Here is an 18,134-nt window from a genome sequence, read left to right on the forward strand (position 1 = left end):
TCACCCCGGCCGGGCCGGCACGCGAAGGCGCACCGAGGCGTCGGCGAGCGGGGACTACTCCCAGGTCGGGCGCTGGAGCAGGCTGACGAACTCGACGAGCAGCCGTTCCCGCAGGCCTGCCGGGGCGGCGTCGAGCAGCGCGTTCACCAGCGCCATCCGGTCGGGCACCGGTCCCGCGCCCGCGGCGCCGAGGCCGAGCCCGGCGGCCAGCCCGGTGATCAGCTCCGGGGTGAGCGCCTCCGGGGTCAGCGTGCCGGCGAGGGCGAGCAGCTCGGCGGGGAGCGCGACCGGCCCGGCGGCCCGCGCGGCTGCCACCGCGTCGGCGAGGTCCGGGCCGAACTCGGCCACCCGGGGCGCCACCGCTGCCGTCACCGTCAGGTGCACGCTCGGCGGCAGGTCGGCGTACGACAGCTGGGGCTGGGTGTGCCAGCCCCGGGCGGCCAGCTCGTCGACCAGGACAAAGAGGTCGAGGCCCGGGTCGGTGGCGGTGAAGCAGACGACGGTCGACTCCGGCTCGGCCATCAGCCGCAGCCCGTCGACCGCGCGGACGGCGTCGGCCAGGCCGGTCACGGCGTCGCGGGTGGCCGCCGCGAGCCGCAGGTACCCGTCGTCGCCGAGGTGCCGCAGGGTGGCGTACGCGGCGGCGATCGGGCCACCGGAGCGGGTGGAGGCGATGACCGGGTTCACCATCGTGTAGCCGGGCCAGTCCGCGTACGCGAAGTACTGCGGGGCGCGCAGCGCCGGGTCGCGGTGCAGCAGGACCGACACGCCCTTCGGGGCGTACGCGTACTTGTGCAGGTCCACCGAGATCGAGGTGACCCCCGCGACGGCGAAGTCGAACGGCGGCACGTCCGCCCCGAGCCGGCGCAGGTACGGCAGGGTCCAGCCGCCGAAGCAGGCGTCCACGTGGCAGCGCACCCCGGCCTCGGCCGCCGCCGCGGCGATCTCGGCGACCGGGTCGACGACGCCGTGCGCGTACGAGGGGGCGGAGCAGACCACCAGCACGGTGTCCGGGCCGATGGCGGCGGCCATGTCGGCGGCGGCCGGCCGCAGCGTCCGCGCCGACACGGGCACCAGGTCCACCGCCACCCGCAGGTAGTGCGCCGCCTTGGCGAACGCGGCGTGCGCGCTGGCCGGCACCACGATCCGGGGCGCGGCGATCTCCGGGTGGGCGTCCCGGGCGGCCTTCACGGCCAGGATCAGCGACTCGGTGCCGCCGCTGGTGACGCTGCCCACGACGTCCGGGGCGGTGCTGCCGGGGCCGCCGCCGAGCAGCCGGGCGGCTGCGCCGACCAGCGCGTTCTCCATCGCCAGCAGCGACGGGAAGGCCGTCGGGTCGAGCCCGTTGACGTGCGCGCTGCCGGCGTACGCGGCGGCGGCCAGCTCGTCGAGCCCCGGCACCGCCGGGTCGTAGACGTACGCGAACAGCCGCCCCCCGTGCGTGGGCCGGTCGGCGTCCCGCAACGCCCGCACCTCCGCCAGCACCCGCTCGGCGGGCAACCCGTTCCCGGGCAGCGCCCGGCGGTCAGCTTCCTCGTCGATCATGGAGTCGTGGTGCCTTTCTCGTGGGGTTCAGCGGCCTTCGTCCCCCACCACGACCTCGTGACCGGCGGGGCGGGAAACAGGCTCGGCCCGGACGGCGGCCAGGCGGGCGGGGGTCAGGTCGTAGGGGCGGAGGAAGACGACCGCCAGGCCGACCAGCAGGGCGGGGAGGACGGTGAAGCCGAGCAGGATGCCGAGCCGCACGGTGTCGGACTGGGCCGCCGCCGTGCCGGTGTCGGAGGACACGTAGCCGCTGAGCTGGAGCACCAGGCCGAAGATGCCCGGCCCGAGGGCCAGCCCGAAGGTCTCGCCGGCCGTCCAGAGCCCGGTGAAGACGCCGGCCTGCCGTCGGCCGGTGCGCGCCGTGTCGTACGCGATGCAGTCCGGGAGCATGGCGAGGGCGAACACCTGCTGGCCGGCGTACCCGACGCCGATCAGCGCGACCAGGAGGTAGACCGCGAGCGGGGGCAGCACCGGGGCGGCGACCAGGGCCAGCGCGCCCACCGCGAAGATCAGCGACGCGGCCACCAGGGCGGCGAGCTTGCCGACCCGCGCCCCGACCCGGGTCCAGAGCGGCATCACCAGCAGCGCCGGCCCCACGAAGCAGACGAACAGGACGGTCGGCCCGCCCTGGGGGTCGCGCAGGATCTGGTCGGCGAAGTAGTTGACCCCGGCGAGGACGGTGGCCACCCCGGCGGACTGCACCACGAAGCAGACGAGCAGCGCCCGGAACGGCCGGTTGCGGGCGGCGACGGCGAGCTGGGCGCGCAGCGTCGGCTCGCTCTCCCCCACCGTGACGCCGGGCGCGGACCGGGTGCCGAGGAACGCGCCGAGCGCGCCGAGCACGATCAGCCCGGCGACGAAGAGGCCCATCCAGCGGTGCCCCCCGACGCCTCCACCACCGGCGTCGCGCACCAGCGGGGCCACCGCGCCGGAAACCAGGATGGCCAGCGCCAGCACCGCGATCCGCCAGCTCATCAGCCGGGTACGTTCGGCGTAGTCGCCGGTGAGTTCGGCCGGCATCGCCACGTACGGCACCTGGAAGAAGGCGAACGCGGTGGCGGTGGCGAGGAAGGCGACCGCCACGTACGCGGCGGCGGCCGGTCCGGCGCCGAACGGCGCGGCGAAGATGGCGGCGAAGAGCACGCCGAGGGCGAGCCCGGCGCCCAGCAGGTACGGGCGGCGGGCGCCCCAGCGCGACCGGGTGCGGTCGGAGATCCGGCCGGCGACCGGGTTGACCAGCACGTCCCACGCCTTCGGCAGGAGCACCAGCAGGGCCGCCACGCCCGCCGCGACGCCGAGGGTGTCGGTCAGGTAGGGCAGCAGGAGCAGGCCGGGCACGGTGCCGAACGCACCGGTGGCCAGCGATCCGAGCGCGTAACCGGCGTGCACCCGGCGCGGCAGCACCCCAGGGACCGGCTCAGCTCCACCCGACGGCGCGTCCATGCCGCCGAATGTTACTCACGTTATGGCGAGGGTCACATCCCCTCCTCAGGGGACCAGCTCGCCCGCATGTCCACCCCGTCGCCGCGCAGCGGCGTCCCCTCGGCGCGCAGCCGGGCCCGCGCCTCCCGCTCGTGACCGGGTGGCAGGCGTCCGGCCGCGTTCACCACCCGGTGCCAGGGCACTCCCCCGCCGTTGCGGGCCATGATCGCGCCGACGAGCCGGGCCGACGCCCGCCCCGAGCGTTCGGCCAGCGCGTCGGCGACCGCCCCGTACGACATCACCCGGCCGGGCGGGATCCGCTCGACGAGTTCCAGCACCGCCTCGACGTACTCGTCAGGTCTCACGACCGGCCACGATATGGGAAGGCGCCGAGGCGGGCCGGGACCGACCACGCAGAATAGGCGGGTGCGCGACGTAGTCACGGCGGCCCGGCGGGTCGTCGTCAAGATCGGATCCTCCTCGTTGACCACCGCCGCCGGCGGGTTGGACGACGAGCGGGTCGACGCGCTCGTCGACGCCCTGGGCGCCCTCGCCGCCGAGGGCCGGGAGGTCGTGCTGGTCAGCTCCGGCGCGATCGCCGCCGGCCTCGCGCCGCTGGGGTTGTCCCGGCGTCCGCGCGACCTGGCCACCCAGCAGGCCGCCGCCAGCGTCGGGCAGGGCCTGCTGATCGGCCGGTACGCGACCGCCTTCGCCCGGCACGGGCTGACCGTCGGGCAGGTCCTGCTCACCGTCGACGACGTGACCCGGCGGGCGCACTACCGCAACGCGTACCGCACCCTGCGTAAGCTGCTCGACCTGCGGGCGGTGCCGATCGTCAACGAGAACGACACGGTCGCCACCGAGGAGATCCGGTTCGGCGACAACGACCGGCTGGCCGCCCTCGTGGCCGCCCTGGTCCACGCCGACCTGCTGGTGCTCCTCTCGGACGTGGACGCCCTCTGGACCGGCGACCCCTCCCGCCCGGGCTCCAGCCGGATCAGCGAGGTGCACGACGAGCGGGACCTGAGCGGCGTCGACATCGGCGGTGCCGGCCGGGCCGGGGTGGGCACCGGTGGCATGGTCACCAAGGTGGAGGCGGCCCGGATCGCCACCGGCTTCGGCATCCCGGTGGTGCTGACCGCCGCGCCGCTGGCCGCCCCGGCGCTGGCCGGCGAGCCCGTCGGCACCCTGTTCCACCCGAGCCGCCGACGCCCGACGGCCCGGCTGTTCTGGCTGGCCCACGCCACCTCGCCCCGGGGCCGGCTGCACCTCGACCCGGGGGCGGTCGCGGCGGTGGTGGGCCGGCGCAAATCGCTGCTGCCCGCCGGGATCACGGCCGTGGACGGCACGTTCACCGCCGGTGACCCGGTCGACCTGGTGGACGCCGGGGGCGCACCCGTCGCCCGGGGGCTGGTCAACTACGACGCGGTGGAGCTGCCCGGGCTGCTCGGCCGGTCCACCACCGAACTCGCCGCGGCGCTCGGCCCGGCGTACGAACGGGAGGTCGTCCACCGCGACGACCTGGTACTGCTGTAAGGAAGGGCACCTTGTTGACGGATTCCGTATAGCAAGGGGCCCTTCCCAACTACTGAGGAGTGAGTGCGGCGATGAGCGTGAGCGAGCAGGCCCGGCGGGCGCGTACGGCGGCGGAGGCGCTGGCCGTCGCCACGCGTACGGCCAAGGACGCCGCGCTGGCGGCGATGGCCGACGCGCTGGTGGCCCGTACGCCGGAGATCCTGGCCGCGAACGAGGCGGACCTGGCGGCGGGGCGGGACGCCGGGCTGAGCGCGGCCGTGCTGGACCGGCTCGCCCTCGACGCGGGGCGGGTGGCCGGCATCGCCGACGCGCTGCGGGAGATGGCCGCGCTGCCGGACCCGGTGGGCGAGGTGGTCCGTGGCTCGACCCTGCCCAACGGGCTGGAGCTGCGGCAGATCCGGGTGCCGTTCGGTGTGGTGGGCATCATCTACGAGGCCCGGCCGAACGTGACGGTCGACGCCGCCGGCATCTGCCTGAAGTCCGGCAACGCGGCGCTGCTGCGCGGCTCGTCGTCGGCCGCGCACTCCAACGCCGCCCTGGTCGCCGTGCTGCGTGACGCGGTGGCCGACGCCGGTCTGCCGGCGGACGCGGTGCAGCTGCTCGACGCCAGCAGCCGCGACTCGGTCAAGGAGCTGATGCGCGCCCGGGGCCTGGTCGACGTGCTGATCCCGCGCGGCGGCGCGTCCCTGATCCGCACCGTGGTGGAGGAGTCCACCGTGCCGGTGATCGAGACGGGCGTGGGCAACTGCCACGTCTACGTCGATGCCGCCGCCGACCTGGCCAAGGCCGTCGCGATCGCGCTGAACGCGAAGACCCAGCGGCTGTCCACCTGCAACACCGCCGAGTCGCTGCTCGTGCACGCGGCGGTCGCCGACGCCTTCCTGCCGCCGGTGCTGGCCGCGTTCGCCGAGGCCGGCGTCACCGTGCACGGCGACGACCGGGTCGCCGCCCACTCCGCCGCGGTGCGGCCCGCCACCGCCGAGGACTTCGCCACCGAATACCTCTCCGCCGACATCTCGGTCGCCGTCGTCGACTCGCTGGACGCGGCGGTCGCGCACATCCGGCGGTACGGCACCGGGCACACCGAGGCGATCGTCACCGACTCGACGACTGCGGCCCGGGAGTTCGTGGCCCGGGTGGACGCGGCAGCCGTGATGGTCAACGCGTCGACCCGGTTCACCGACGGCGGCGAGTTCGGCTTCGGCGCCGAGATCGGCATCTCCACCCAGAAGCTGCACGCCCGAGGCCCGATGGGCCTGCCCGAGCTGACCTCCACCAAGTACGTGGTCACCGGGGACGGCCACCTGCGCGGCTGAGCCTCCGTAGTGGAGAGTTGCGCCGGATCGCTAGGCTGGTTCCGGTTGGCACGGCCGCCACGGGGAGGCGAGGCATGCTGGATGACAGTGCGCTGGAGCAGCAACTGACGCAGGCGCGGGCCGCGTTGCGGGAAGCCTCCCGCGACGTTGTCCCCCGGGAGCGGGCGGAGTCGGTGGGAGAGGCCGCCGACGGGCGGATCACTGTCACCCTCGGCACCGACGGGCGGGTCAGCACGATCGAGATCGACCCCCGGGTGCTCCGCGAAGGCTCGGAACACCTCGCCGAGGAGCTGCGCCGGGCGGTGAACGCCGCCCTCGACGGGCAGGAGCCGACGGTCGACGCCGAGCCGATGCCCGACCTGGCCGCGATGACTGCCACCCTGGAGCGCATCCAGGACCAGGGCCTGCGGCAGATGCGCGAGATGAGCCTCGCGATCAGCGAGAACATGCGCAAGCTCCAGCAGCGGAGCTGAGCCGTGGAACCCCTCGACGTCGACATCGACGCGCTGCGCCGGGGCGCCGAGCAGCTCGGCACGGCCAAGGAGAGCGTGCGCCAGACCTTCGAGTCGTTCCAGGCCGCGGTGGCCGGTTACGAGCAGGCCTTCGGCGGCGACGACATCGGCATGCTGCTCGGCGTCGCGCACCAGGCGTGCGTGGAGGCGGTGGCCGAGTGCCTGGGCACCAACATCACCGAACTGGAGTCGTACGCCGAGAGCCTGCACGGCATGGCGGACGGCTACCAGACCGTGGAGGACGGCGTCTCCGAGGCGTTCCGCTCGATCCTCGGCAAGCTGGGCTGAGCCCGGAAGAGAGGAGTCACCGTGGGTCTGACGCTCCCGGGTGAGCTGACGTCCCTGCTGTCGATGCTCGGATACGACTGGCCGGAGTCCGACGAGACGGCCATCTTCCAGCTCGCCGGCGAGTGGACCGGCATGGCGGACCGGGTCAACGGCTCGGTCGCCCAGTTGGAGTCGGCGGCGCGGACGGTGCTGGACACCAACCGTGGCGAGAGCTTCACCGCCTTCGCCAGCGAGTGGACCGACAAGGAGTCGGCGGCCCGTAACATCGCCGACGCCGCGAACCCGGCCACCGTCATCGGGATCGGACTGATGGCCGCCGCGGGCGTGGTGCTCGCCCTGAAGATCAACGTGATCATCCAGCTGATCGTGCTGGCGATCCAGATCGCCCAGGCGATCGCCACGGCGGCGGTCACCTTCGGCGCGTCGCTGCTCCAGATCCCGATCTTCAAGATGATCACCGGGCTGATCGTCGACCAGTTGATCGGCATGGCCGTGGACATGGTCCTCAATGGCTAAGAAACGGGACGCGCCGACCCGGCAGACGCAGCCGAAGGGCGCCAAGATCGTCTCGGCGTACCTGGAGAACGCCGACGTGTTCCGCACCGCCAAGGCGGCCGGCACCACGCCCCGCGGCCCGGCCGTGCTGGTGCTGCGCAACCGCCCGGACTTCGACAAGCGGGACTTCGACCGCAAGGCCAAGGACCTGGTCCGGCTCGGCCAGGAGGGCCGGCTGAGCAAGGCCAAGTCGGACCGTACCTCCAACAGCGTCTACCACCGCGGAGGCCGGGGGACCAAGCCCGGAAACCGGAGCCGCACCAAGGTCTTCCGGGACCGGGTGACCCGCCGGCTGACCAGGAACGAGCGGCTTACCCAGCAGCACGGCACCCCGGAGACCAACCAGTACCTGGCCAACAAGGACCTCGTCGACCGCCTCTACGGCGGCCGGGGGCCGGTCGGAGCCCGGGGCGAGGGACTCGACCCTGACCACGTCCAAGAGCTGCAACTCGACGGAAAGGACGAATACGCTAACCTCAGGCTGATGGACGCCTGGACCAACCGCGAGATCGGCCGTGAGATCTCCGTGGCGTTGCGCGACGTGCCCCCAGGCACCCCGGTCATCGTGAAGGTCGTGCCATGACCCAGCCGGATCCCGCCGTCCTCACCCGGATCGCCGAGAAGTTGGCGCTGCTCACCCGGGTGGAGGCCGAGCACGGCTTCGGCGTACGCATCGAGGGGCCGGCTCCGCTGGAGCCGATCGCCGACCTGCCCGGCGTCGCCGAGGTCTACAGCCTGTTCCGGCACATCGAGGGCGACGACTTCCGGTTCCACGCGCCGAAGGAGATCCTCACCCCGCAGGCGTGGGAGGAGGCCGAGGTAAACCCGAACGACCCGATGGGCAGCCCGCTGACCGTCGGCTACGAGATGGACAGCGTCCCCGCCGGCATCCGCGCCGAGATCCGCGGCGGCGACCCGATCTACCTCGACCGGGAAGACCTGGACGTGTATTACATGGAGTCCAGCGCCTACGTCCACCAGTACGAGCACCCCGACGAGGACGTCGAGTTCACCGTCATCGCCCCCGATGTCGCCACGTTCTTCGACGAGTACGTGCTCGGCCCCCGCTACCCGGAGCTGACGGCCACCGTCTTCGGTCCCGCCGCTGTCGAGCTGCGGCTGCGCAAGGGCCGGCACGCCGGCGAGTACGCCGACAACTGGCGGCGGCTGCTCATCGCCGCCGGCCTGTCCTCCTGACCCACCCGTCGACCCTGCGAAGGACCGTCATGGCAGCTGATCCGCGGTTCACCGCGTTGTGGAGCGAGGACGAACTCATCCCCTACCCGCGCGAGGCGTGGCTGGAGGGGGGTTTCACCCCCGAGATGCTCCCCGAGGGCGACGAGATCCCGCTCGACGTGGCGGTGGTCTTCACCGCCTTCCTCGAAGGCGACATCGAGCTGTACGACACCATTCAGCTGACCACCGAGGACGGCTCGCTGGACATCCGACTGATCGTGGTCGGCGCGGTGGCCGACAACCCCGACCTGCTCTACGTGCTCGACCCGCGCACCGGGGAGATCCTCCAGTGCGACCTGGAGCAGCCGGACGTGCAGCCGGTGAACAGCAACTTCCGCACCTTCGTCGAGTTCCTCTACCAGTTCGCGATCTTCGTCGAGGCGGACGAGGGCAAGCCGGGCCGCGCCGAACGGGCGGAGCAGCTGCGCATGGTGCTGGAGAGCATCGACCCGTCCGCCTTCACCCCCGACGGCTGGTGGCCGTTGGTGATCAGCCAGCTGAAGTGACCGCCGGGCGGCAGGCCCGGATCGCGGTCAGCGTGGTGTGCACGTCGAACTGGTGTCCGTCGTCGCTTTCCCAGCCGCCGTCGCTGCGCTGGGTCTCGGCGAGCCGCCTGCGGGCGGCGACGAGCAGCCACTGATCCTCGCCCGCCTCGACCCGGCGCAGCGTGGCGGCCAGCCACGCCACGTCGGCCGGGGACATCTTCGGCACCCGCTCGGCCAGCACCGCCTGGATACGCGCCGACTCGTCGTACATCTGCTGCCGGTGCAGCACCGCCGCGCTCAGCCACCCGGCCGGCAGGAAGGACGGCCAACTGCCGTCGGGGGCGAGCGCCGTGGCCAGCGCGTGCGCCGCCGCCTGCACCACCCCGGCGTACGCCCCACCGACCCGGTGGTCCAGCGGGCCGGCGGCCCGGGCGTCGAGCCCGGCGACGGTCAGCCAGTAGCCGGCGTTGGCGGTCAGGTAGAGCCGGGCCTCCGGATCGCCGGGGCGGGCCCACTCCGGAGCCAGGCTGGCCAGCCGCGGATCCTCCTCCCAGCCACCGTCGGGCAGTTGCCGGGCGGCGAGCCAGTCCAGCGCGTGCCGGGCGGCGGGACGGCCGAGCGCGCCGAGGTCGTCCAGCTCGGCGAGGCGGAAGCAGGTCGCGTCGACCGAGGCGACCTCGCCGCCGAGCACCGCCGGCCAGCCACCGCCGGGCGCCTGCCCGGCCTCGGCCTCGTCGAGCAGTTCCACCGGCACCGGCGCGCCGGTGCGCAACCGGGCGAGACGGGCGCGGTCCACCGCGTCCCCGTGCGCCACGACGAAGCCGATCGCGGCGTCCATGTCGACCACGGCAGAGACGCTACCTGCGAAAAGTCGGTCCCGCCTCCGGGAAACGGCTCGGCCGGGCCGACCGGGCAGCCACCGCCGACCGGCGCGACGTGCGACCCGGGGTCGGCTGCCGAGCGACGAAGAGGCCCTCCCGCGCGGGCGGAAGGGCCTCTGTGTGACCGGTCAGTACGCGGGCAGTGACGGGTCGATCTGCTTGATCCAGGAGAGCACGCCACCCTGCACGTGCACCGCGTCGCGGAAGCCGGCCGCCTTGAGCGCGGCGAGCGCCTCCGCCGAGCGGACCCCGGACTTGCAGTGCAGCACGACCTGCCGGTCCTGCGGCAGCTTGGCCAGCGCCTCACCCGAGATGATCTCGCCCTTGGGGATCAGCGTCGCGCCGGGGATCCGGACGATCTCGTACTCGGCCGGCTCGCGGACGTCGACGAGGAAGATGTCCTTGCCCGCGTCCTGCCACTCCTTGAGCTCCAGCGCGGTGATGGTGGCGTCGACCACCGCGTCCTGGGCCTCCACCGACACCGCGCCGCAGAAGTCCTCGTAGTCTTCCAGCAGGTCGGTGACCGTGGGGTTCTCGCCGCACAGCACGCAGTTCGGGTCCTTGCGCACCTTGATCTTGCGGTAGCTCATCTCCAGGGCGTCGTAGACCATCAGCCGGCCGACCAGCGGCTCCCCGATGCCGGCGAGCAGTTTGATCGCCTCGTTGACCTGGATGGAGCCGATCGACGCGCAGAGCACGCCGAGCACGCCACCCTCGGCGCAGGAGGGGACCATGCCGGGCGGCGGCGGCTCCGGGTAGAGGCAGCGGTAGCAGGGGCCGTGCTCGGCCCAGAACACCGACGCCTGGCCGTCGAAACGGTAGATCGACCCCCAGACGTACGGCTTGCCGAGCAGCACCGCCGCGTCGTTGACCATGTAGCGGGTGGCGAAGTTGTCGGTGCCGTCGACGATCAGGTCGTACCGGGCGAAGATCTCGCGGACGTTCTCGCGGTCCAGCGCGGTGTTGTGGATCTCCACGTCGACCAGCGGGTTGATCTCGCGGATCGAGGCCGCGGCCGACTCGGCCTTGGAGCGGCCCACGTCGGAGACCCCGTGGATGATCTGGCGCTGGAGGTTGGACTCGTCGACGGTGTCGAAGTCGATGATGCCCAGGGTGCCGACCCCGGCGGCGGCGAGGTACATCAGGGCCGGCGAGCCGAGGCCGCCGGCGCCGACACAGAGCACCCGGGCGTTCTTCAGCCGCTTCTGCCCCTCGACCCCGACGTCCGGGATGATCAGGTGGCGCGAGTAGCGGCGGATCTCGTCAACGGTCAGCTCGGCGGCGGGCTCGACGAGCGGGGGCAACGACACGGTGGACTCCCCGGAATCGGCTGAAGGCGAACCGGGCCATTGTCGCTCGCACCGGGGTCGATCGGCCATGAGGAGGGACACGTAGCCCGAACTGCGGGAACGGGAATAACTCAGATGCCGGGAACGGCCTCGCCGTCGTAGCGCGAGCCGTCGACGTACGGCCAGGCGTTGGCGGCGCAGCCGTCCAGGCCGTACGTCTGCTGCTGCATCACCGGCGCCGGTTCGCCGGGGCCCGGGCAGGCCTGGTGTCCCTCGCCGAACTCGTGGCCCACCTCGTGGTTGAGCACGTAGGCGCGGTAGATCTCCAGCGGCGCCCCGTAGTCGGGGACCGCCTCCAGCCAGCGCGCCAGGTTGATGATCACCTGGCCGGGGAGCTGGCAGGAGGTGTAGCCCTCGGTGCTCAGCCCGCCCTCGGCGCACATCCGCTGCGAGGTGTCCGGGGTGGCGAGGTAGACGGTGAAGTCGGCGTCGGCCGTCTCCGCCACCCGCTGCACCCGGAACTCCTCCGAGGCGATCCAACTGCGGGGATCCCCCAGCACCTCGTCGACGGTGGCGGCGAAGGCGGCGGCGTCCTGGCCGACGCCCTGTTCCACGGCCACCCGGTAGTGCCGGACCGGCCCCCAGCTGCCCCGCACCGGGGAGTCGCCGGGCGCGGCGGTGAAGTAGCCCGTACCCGTCCGGGGGTAGGAGGGGCGCCGTTCCCGCTCGGCTGCCTCCGCCCCGCGCGAGACGGAACCCCGGTCGTGCGGTGCCCGGCCGGTCGCCTGATCGGTCGCCGGGTCGATCGCCGGGTCGATCGCCGGGTCGGCGGCCCGGGCCAGTGTCACGGCGGTGGTCGCCGCGAGCAGCAGGAGGACGCCGAGCGACACGACGCGGCGGTCCCGTAGCCGGGCCGGCAGCCGCCACGACCGTGCCGAGTTGGGCGGCTGCCCCGGGGGTGGCGGGTCCGGCGGAGGCGGGGAGCGGTGCGACGACGGGCCAGGCGGGTCGCAAGGGGACGACGACGTCATGAATCGAGCGTACCCACGCCAATCGGGCATATGGGGCGCTTAACGTGATTCAGGCTCTCATCGGAGGGAGTGGCCTCGTCGAACGCCCGGCGGTCAGAGCCGAGGGCCCGCGTACCGGCGGCCGTCGCGGTACGGCCAGGGGTTGGCCACGCAGCCGTTGAGGAAGAGCGTCTGCTGCATCATCACCGGCGCCACCCGACCCTTGCCGGGGCAGCGCTCGTGCCGGTGCCCCAACTGGTGTCCGACCTCGTGGTTCACCACGTACGTCCGGTAGACCGAGAGCGGCACCTTCGCGCTGACGAAGTGCGGCACCGAGAGCCGCCAGCGTTCCAGGTTGATGATCACCTTGCCCGGCGCCCGGCACGACGTGTACGGCCGCCCGCCCACCCGGATGTTCACCCCTCCGGCGGCGCACATCCGGCCCGCCGTCTCTGCCGTGGCCAGGTAGACCGTGAAGTCGTGCCGGGAGGCGGGGCCTACCTGCTGCAACCGCAGCCCGCCGTCGACCCAGCTCCCCGGCCCGGTGAGCGCCAGCTCGACGGCGGCCGCGAACTCGCCCGTGTCCTCCCCGGCGCCCGACTCCACGGCGACCCGGTAGCGGCGCAGTGTGCCCGCGTCACCCAGCACCGGGCCCACCCGGTCGTCGTAGCCGAAGCTGCCCCGGCCCGCCGACGGCACCGGCCCGGGCAGCCGCAGCACGGCCGGCGGGGACGCCGTGGTGGACGGGGCCGTCGTGGCGGGCGACGACGGCAGCGGGGAGGCCACCGCCGGCGCGAGCACCGGCGCGGGGCCCAACTCCTTGGCGGTGAGCGCCTCCGCCTCGACCTCGGCGCCCCGCCGGTCGGCGACCACCGCCACCGCCGCACCGACCGCGAGGACGAGCACGAGCAGGTGCACGAGACGCCGCCGGCGCGCCGGACGGCGGTGCCGCGGGCGGGTCAGGTCCGGGCCGCCACCCGCTGCCGGTGAGCTGACCGGGGCACGACGACCGCCCTCGGCGGGGGCCGGAACGTGACGGGCGGAAACGGGGTGACGGGCGCGGGACATCCCGCTCAGCCTGCCATGTCGGACCGCTCGGCGGTGTCCCCCGTTTCGGCGAGCAGGCCCAGCACCGCCCGGGCCACCAGGCGCGGCACCTCCAGTTGCGCCACGTGGCCGACGCCGTCGAGCATCAGCAGCCGGCTGTCCGGGACGACGCGGGCCGTCTGCGGCGCCACCCGCACGTCCACCAGCCGGTCGGCCCGTCCGCCGACGACCAGGGTGGGCGCCCCGACCGTCCCGGCCAGCCGCCACAACGACCCCGACCCCGGCAGGTACGACCGCAGGAAGCTGGAGACCAGACCCCGGAACGTCCGGACGTACGCGGCGGCGTGGTGCGCGGCCTCGTGACGCACCCGGATCTCCTCCAGCGCCTCCTCCCGACGCTGGTCACAGATCCGGCTGAGGTCGGCGACACTCGCTTCCATCACCTGCTGGGCCATCACCTCCGGCGCGACCCGGGCCAGTTGCCAGGCGGCCAGCCGTTCGCCCCGGGGGATGGCCAGCAGCGGCAGCATCCGACCCTGCAACGAGCGCCGGAAATCCAGGAACGGCAGCGCCGGCGAGATCAGGGTCAGGCTCCGGACCAGGTCCGGCCGCACCCCCGCCACGTGCACCGAGATCGCCCCGCCCAGCGAGTTGCCGAACAGGTGCACCGGACCCCGGTCGGAGTGCTCGATCCAGCGGATCACCCGGTCGGCGAAGGCCGGCACCGTGTACCGGCGGCCCGGCTCGCTGCGGCCGAACCCGGGCAGGTCGATGGCCTGCCCGTCGAGGTGGTCGGTGAGCAGGTACGCCAGGTCGGTCCAGTTCTGCGACGAGCCGCCGAGCCCGTGCACGTAGAGCGCCGGCTCCGCGCCGGAGGCGGTGGCCGGCGTGTCCCGGACGTACGTCACCGTGCCGTCGAGGCGTACCTCCCGCCCCGGCCAGGGCGGTGGCACCGAGTGCACGGGCAGAAGGTCGTCCGGCCGGAGGGTGGCGCGCTTCATGACTCCAGTCTGCCCGGCCCGCGCCGGACGGACCGGCGCTCAGGCCAGCAGTGCCTCCAGCCGACGGTTGACCGCGGCCAGGGTGGCCCGGACGACCGCCTGCCGGGGGTCACCGGCGACCAGGGCGGAGCCGACGAGCTGCTCCACCCAGCCGTCGCAGACCAGCAGCACCACGACCGTCGCGACGTCGCAGTTGCCGAAGGGCACCACGGCGGCGTGTTCGACGAAGCAGCGCCCACGGTCGGGGCCGGCCTCCGCGCCGCGTAGCAGCTCGTCCACCGCCGCCGCGGCGGCCACCGCGCAGAGCCGCAGCACGTACCCGTCGACGGCGGGCCCGGTCGAGTAGCCGGCGGCGCTCTCCCCGCCGGCGAGCAGGCGTACCTCCACGGTGGCGTCGAGCCCGAAGGTGCTCACCTGGACGTGGTCGATCACCACCCGCGGACCCGTCGCCCCGCCGGTGTCCAGCGGCCGGGACGGCGCGGTCTCCGTCGTCGTCACCTGCCCACCGGAGTACGACGTGCCGACGGTCGTCGGCGGGGCACCGGCCGGAGCCCAGGCTGGTGCGGCCGAGAGCGAGCCCGGCTCCTCCACGGTGGCCCGGCCCCGGTGCGGGGCGGCGGGCTGCCGACGTCGGCGCGGGGCCTCGGGCGCCGCCTCGGGACGCTGTTCGGCACGGGTCGGCGCGCCCTCCGACGGGCTGCCGGCCGCCCTGCCCCCGGGCACCCGGGGCTCGGCGGAGGGCTGCTCGGCGGGGCGGGCCGCGGCGCCCCTGCTGTCGGTGCCGCGCGGCTCCGCCGACCGGCGGCGCACCGGCGGGGCGGGCGCGGCCGGCATGCCGGGCACGTTCTGCGGCGCTGCGGCCAGCCCCATCCGGTCCTGGAGCAGGCGGGCGACCTGCCGGCTCACCTCGGCCGGGTCGGCCCCGTCGGCGAGGTCGAGCCGCAGGCTGTGTGCGCCGGCCGGGGTCCGGCGCAGCGCCGCGTCGCGGACGCCGGCCACGCCGCGGACGGCGTCGAGGATGGCGTTGACGTCGAAACCCTCCGGGCGCTCCCGCAGCGGGGCGGGCTCGTCGTCGCGGCGCAGATGGGTGGCGATGCGGGCGAGTTCGGGGGTTTCCGCAGGTGGCTCCACGGCTGGCGGCTCCGGCACGACGGGCACGTCCGGCTCCGCGGGGACGCGCTGCGGCAACACCGCCGACGCGGGATCCGGTGCCCGGTCGGTGGCCGCCGGCGGGGGCGTCCGCCCGGGCTCGGGGGCGGATCGGCGGGCCGCATAGGGCGGTGCGCTCGTCGGGGCGGGCCCGGACGCGGCGCGGTCACGCCGCCCGAATCCGCTGGTGGCAGCCTCGGCGACGGGATCGGCGGCGGCCTGCGGGCCACCCGGAGCCCTCGGGGCCGGCTCCCCGCTCTCCGGCCGGAGCCGGAACGGCCGGGTGACCCGTTCCGGGGTGTCCTCGGCGCGGGGCGCCGCAGCGGCGGCCTCCGGGGCGTACGCGAGCGGGGGCGCACTCGCCGGCGCGGTCACCGGCCCGCCCGCCGCCCAGGCCGGCCGCTCGGTCGACGGTTCGACCCCGGGCCCCGTCGACGGGTCGACGGGGGCGGACGGCCGCTCGTACGCCGGTCGGGGCACCGACGCGGTCTGTGCGACGTCGTAGGGAGCGCCGGAGTCGCGGGGCGGATCGTAGGGCCGGGGAGATTCGGCGCGCAGCGGCTCGTACGGCCGGTGCGGCTCACCGGCCCAGGCCGGCGGCTGTTCCTCGCGGGCACGGCGGCCGACCGGCTCGGATTCCTCGCGGGCGCGACGGCCGACCGGCTCGGGCTCCTCCCGGGAACGGCGGCCGGCCGACTCGGGCTCCTCGCGGGACCAGGGCGGCGCCCACGCGGCACCCCAGCTCGGGCGGTTCCAGTTCGGGCCGGTCCAGTCCGGTTCGGCGGTCGGCGACCGCTCGGCGGCCGACTGCCGTGGTCCGCCCGGTGCCGGGTCGGACGACGGTTCCCGGTCGACGCCCGGGAAACGCTCCGCGCCGTCGGGGCCGGCGGTGACCGGATCGGGGCCGTGGTCGGCGCGGAAGGCGCGATCCGCGCCCAGCGCGTGGTCGGCGCCGGAGACCCGATCGCCGCTGCCCGCGCGGTCACCGGCGGCGGAGGCCGCGTCGGCCGGGCGCTCGGTGGCCGACGGGAACGGGTGCGGGTCGGTGGCCGGCGGCTCCGGCGGGAAGTGTTCGCCCCAGCCGTGCGCCGTGCCGGCGGTCGACGGGTCTTCCTCGGCGGCGGCGCGGTCGGCCGTCGGCGCGTGGAAGCCGGGCGGCACCTCGAAGCCGCTGGCGGCCGTGCCCACGGGCGGGACCTGGACGGCCGGGGGCGCCGATGTCGGCAGGCCGGGGTCGGACCAGCGACCCTGGCGGCCGGTCGACGGGTCGTCGGGGGAACGCCGGAGCGGACCGGTCTCGGGGTCGGCGAACCCGTGCTGCGGCCCGGGCGGCTGCTCGACCGGCGGCGCCGGGCGCTGCGCGGGCACCACCAGCCGGTCGTTGCCCGGGTCGCGGCGCTGCTCGCCGAGGATGCCGGGCGGGGCACTCACCGGGACCTGGCGGTTGACCGGCGCGTCGTCGGCGGCGTGGTCCACCCCGTTGGCGTGATAGCCGTTGACTCGGGCCGGTGGCTCGGTTGGCGGCCCGGGCAGCGGCGGCGGCAGGTCGCCGTGTCGCGGCGACGAGGCGGCCCAGCCGGGAGTCTGGTCGGGCGAACCCCACGGCGAGGCCGGCTCACGGGGGCCGGAGATGTCCCCGCCCCGGGCCCAACCAGCCGACGGGGGCGCCCACCCGCCGCCGGAACGGGCCAGGTCGTCCTGCGGACCCGTCCCGTCGCCGTGCTCTCCCGGGGTGGCGGCACCGGGTTGCCCTGTTTCACTCACCGCGCGCTCCTTGGTCGCCCCCGCTGAGGCTACCGTGTGGTGACAGTGGCGATAAGTTACAGCGGCGGGCCAATTCCGCGACGGGCCCTCGGGGCCCGGCCGGTTCGGGTGATATGCCGGCTCGTACGAAGAACTCGGAGGTTCCCATGACCACTGCGGGGAACGGTGCCCAGACCGCCGGCCGGCCCACCCGCCTGCCCCGTTCCGCGCGCCGCAAGCAGCTGCTCGCCGCTGCCCAGGAGGTGTTCGTCGCCCAGGGCTACCACGCAGCCGCGATGGACGACATCGCCGAACGGGCGGGAGTCTCCAAGCCGGTGCTGTACCAGCACTTCCCCGGCAAGATGGAGCTCTACCTCGCCCTGCTGGACACGCACTGTGACGCGATCCTCGCGAAGGTGGACGACGCCATGCGCGGCACCAACGACAACAAGGAGCGGGTCAGCGCGTCGGTGCGGGCGTACTTCGACTTCGTCGACCACGAGAGCGAGGCGTTCCGCCTCGTCTTCGAGTCCGACCTGCGCAACGACCCGGCGGTGCGGCAGCGCGTCGCGCGGGTGGAGCAGGGCTGCATAGCGGCGATCACCGACACCATCATCTCCGACACCGGGATCAGCCGGGCGCACGCCGAGTTGCTCGCCTCCGGCCTGGTCGGCGCGGCCGAGACCGCCGCGCAGTTCTGGCTGGCCCGTGGCCGGCAGCTGCCCAAGGCCGAGGCGGAGGCACTGGTCGCCGCCCTCTCCTGGCGGGGCATCGCCAGCTTCCCGCTGCAAGGTGAGTCAGCCTGAACATCCGGCCCCGAGATCGGATAGCCTTCCCATCGGCGGCTCTTTCGCCCGAATGAGGAGGCACAGTGGAGGTCAAGATCGGCGTGCAGTACGCGCCCCGTGAGCTGGTCCTGGAGAGCGCGCAGTCGCCGGCCGAGATCGAGCAGATCGTGACCGACGCCTTCGGCAAGGACGAGGGCACCCTCTCCCTGACCGACGAGAAGGGCCGGCGGGTGATCGTGCCGGTCAGCAAGGTCGCCTACGTCGAGATCGCCGAGGCGTCGCCGCGCGCGGTCGGGTTCACCGTCCGCTGAGTGGTCCGGTCGACCGCGAC

At 74.4% G+C, this 18,134-nt stretch carries 19 protein-coding genes; 10 read left to right on the plus strand and 9 right to left on the minus strand.

All coding sequences use genetic code 11. The features are described from left to right. Nucleotides 1–54: 54 nt before the first annotated feature. Genes AB0D32_RS15150 through AB0D32_RS15160 form a run of 3 tightly spaced genes read right to left on the minus strand, consistent with a single transcriptional unit; the run spans nucleotide 55 to nucleotide 3,332 of the window. Entirely contained in the window at nucleotides 55–1,545 is a 1,491-nt protein-coding gene (locus AB0D32_RS15150) for an aminotransferase class V-fold PLP-dependent enzyme (RefSeq protein WP_357089784.1), read from the minus strand. A 27-nt stretch (nucleotides 1,546–1,572) separates the two neighbouring features. Further along, nucleotides 1,573–2,988 (minus strand): MFS transporter, encoded by a 1,416-nt coding sequence (locus AB0D32_RS15155; protein WP_357089787.1) that lies wholly within the window; start codon nucleotides 2,986–2,988, stop codon nucleotides 1,573–1,575. A gap of 32 nt (nucleotides 2,989–3,020) precedes the next feature. After that, the gene (locus AB0D32_RS15160; protein WP_357089790.1) at nucleotides 3,021–3,332 is read right to left on the minus strand and encodes an MGMT family protein; all 312 of its coding nucleotides are present in this window, start codon (nucleotides 3,330–3,332) and stop codon (nucleotides 3,021–3,023) included. 61 nt (nucleotides 3,333–3,393) lie between these two features. Here AB0D32_RS15160 and proB point away from each other — a divergent pair, with 61 nt between their 5' ends. The 8 genes from proB to AB0D32_RS15200 all read left to right on the plus strand — a co-directional run bounded on the left by proB (nucleotide 3,394) and on the right by AB0D32_RS15200 (nucleotide 8,916). Continuing rightward, nucleotides 3,394–4,503, plus strand: coding sequence for a glutamate 5-kinase (gene proB, locus AB0D32_RS15165; protein ID WP_357089793.1), 1,110 nt, complete (start codon nucleotides 3,394–3,396; stop codon nucleotides 4,501–4,503). 71 nt (nucleotides 4,504–4,574) lie between these two features. Further along, nucleotides 4,575–5,819 carry a glutamate-5-semialdehyde dehydrogenase gene (locus AB0D32_RS15170; RefSeq protein ID WP_357089795.1) on the plus strand — a complete coding sequence of 415 codons (1,245 nt, stop codon included), beginning with the start codon at nucleotides 4,575–4,577 and terminating at the stop codon, nucleotides 5,817–5,819. Nucleotides 5,820–5,893: 74 nt separating this feature from the next. Further along, nucleotides 5,894–6,292: a YbaB/EbfC family nucleoid-associated protein gene (locus AB0D32_RS15175; RefSeq protein ID WP_357089798.1), complete on the plus strand. Its 399-nt coding sequence runs from the start codon at nucleotides 5,894–5,896 to the stop codon at nucleotides 6,290–6,292. Between the two features lie 3 nt (nucleotides 6,293–6,295). Then, complete coding sequence (locus AB0D32_RS15180; RefSeq protein ID WP_357089800.1) at nucleotides 6,296–6,619, plus strand: hypothetical protein; 324 nt, start codon at nucleotides 6,296–6,298, stop codon at nucleotides 6,617–6,619. A gap of 21 nt (nucleotides 6,620–6,640) precedes the next feature. After that, nucleotides 6,641–7,135 carry a hypothetical protein gene (locus AB0D32_RS15185; protein WP_357089803.1) on the plus strand — a complete coding sequence of 165 codons (495 nt, stop codon included), beginning with the start codon at nucleotides 6,641–6,643 and terminating at the stop codon, nucleotides 7,133–7,135. Continuing rightward, on the plus strand, nucleotides 7,128–7,757 hold the full coding sequence (locus AB0D32_RS15190) for a hypothetical protein (protein ID WP_357089806.1): 630 nt from the start codon (nucleotides 7,128–7,130) through the stop codon (nucleotides 7,755–7,757). Before AB0D32_RS15185 ends, AB0D32_RS15190 begins: the two co-directional genes overlap by 8 nt. Continuing rightward, complete coding sequence (locus tag AB0D32_RS15195) at nucleotides 7,754–8,371, plus strand: hypothetical protein (protein ID WP_357089809.1); 618 nt, start codon at nucleotides 7,754–7,756, stop codon at nucleotides 8,369–8,371. The genes AB0D32_RS15190 and AB0D32_RS15195 overlap by 4 nt, the downstream gene beginning before the upstream one ends. 29 nt (nucleotides 8,372–8,400) lie before the next feature. Next, on the plus strand, nucleotides 8,401–8,916 hold the full coding sequence (locus tag AB0D32_RS15200; protein WP_357089811.1) for an SUKH-4 family immunity protein: 516 nt from the start codon (nucleotides 8,401–8,403) through the stop codon (nucleotides 8,914–8,916). On the opposite strand, the gene AB0D32_RS15205 is transcribed toward AB0D32_RS15200, so the two are convergent. The 6 genes from AB0D32_RS15205 to AB0D32_RS15230 form a co-directional block, all read right to left on the minus strand. Beyond that, on the minus strand, nucleotides 8,900–9,742 hold the full coding sequence (locus AB0D32_RS15205) for a prenyltransferase/squalene oxidase repeat-containing protein (RefSeq protein ID WP_357089814.1): 843 nt from the start codon (nucleotides 9,740–9,742) through the stop codon (nucleotides 8,900–8,902). The genes AB0D32_RS15200 and AB0D32_RS15205 overlap by 17 nt on opposite strands. A gap of 162 nt (nucleotides 9,743–9,904) precedes the next feature. Beyond that, on the minus strand, nucleotides 9,905–11,155 hold the full coding sequence (gene moeZ / locus AB0D32_RS15210) for an adenylyltransferase/sulfurtransferase MoeZ (RefSeq protein WP_357089817.1): 1,251 nt from the start codon (nucleotides 11,153–11,155) through the stop codon (nucleotides 9,905–9,907). Between the two features lie 41 nt (nucleotides 11,156–11,196). Further along, nucleotides 11,197–12,096, minus strand: coding sequence for a DUF3152 domain-containing protein (locus tag AB0D32_RS15215; protein WP_357089820.1), 900 nt, complete (start codon nucleotides 12,094–12,096; stop codon nucleotides 11,197–11,199). A 93-nt stretch (nucleotides 12,097–12,189) separates the two neighbouring features. After that, on the minus strand, nucleotides 12,190–13,143 hold the full coding sequence (locus AB0D32_RS15220) for a DUF3152 domain-containing protein (protein ID WP_357089823.1): 954 nt from the start codon (nucleotides 13,141–13,143) through the stop codon (nucleotides 12,190–12,192). Between the two features lie 5 nt (nucleotides 13,144–13,148). Next, a complete protein-coding gene (locus AB0D32_RS15225; protein ID WP_357089825.1) occupies nucleotides 13,149–14,123 on the minus strand; it encodes an alpha/beta hydrolase in 975 nt (324 codons plus the stop codon). 39 nt (nucleotides 14,124–14,162) lie between these two features. After that, nucleotides 14,163–16,211 (minus strand): hypothetical protein, encoded by a 2,049-nt coding sequence (locus AB0D32_RS15230; RefSeq protein WP_357090017.1) that lies wholly within the window; start codon nucleotides 16,209–16,211, stop codon nucleotides 14,163–14,165. 971 nt (nucleotides 16,212–17,182) lie between these two features. On the opposite strand from AB0D32_RS15230, the gene AB0D32_RS15235 reads away from it, so the two are divergent. Both AB0D32_RS15235 and AB0D32_RS15240 read left to right on the plus strand, forming a co-directional pair. Continuing rightward, nucleotides 17,183–17,821, plus strand: a complete 639-nt coding sequence (locus AB0D32_RS15235) for a TetR/AcrR family transcriptional regulator (protein WP_357089828.1) — start codon at nucleotides 17,183–17,185, stop codon at nucleotides 17,819–17,821. Between the two features lie 65 nt (nucleotides 17,822–17,886). Then, complete coding sequence (locus AB0D32_RS15240; RefSeq protein ID WP_334449574.1) at nucleotides 17,887–18,114, plus strand: DUF3107 domain-containing protein; 228 nt, start codon at nucleotides 17,887–17,889, stop codon at nucleotides 18,112–18,114. The last annotated feature ends 20 nt before the right edge of the window (nucleotides 18,115–18,134 follow it).

It is taken from the genome of Micromonospora sp. NPDC048170, assembly GCF_040652795.1.
GTDB lineage: Bacteria > Actinomycetota > Actinomycetes > Mycobacteriales > Micromonosporaceae > Micromonospora.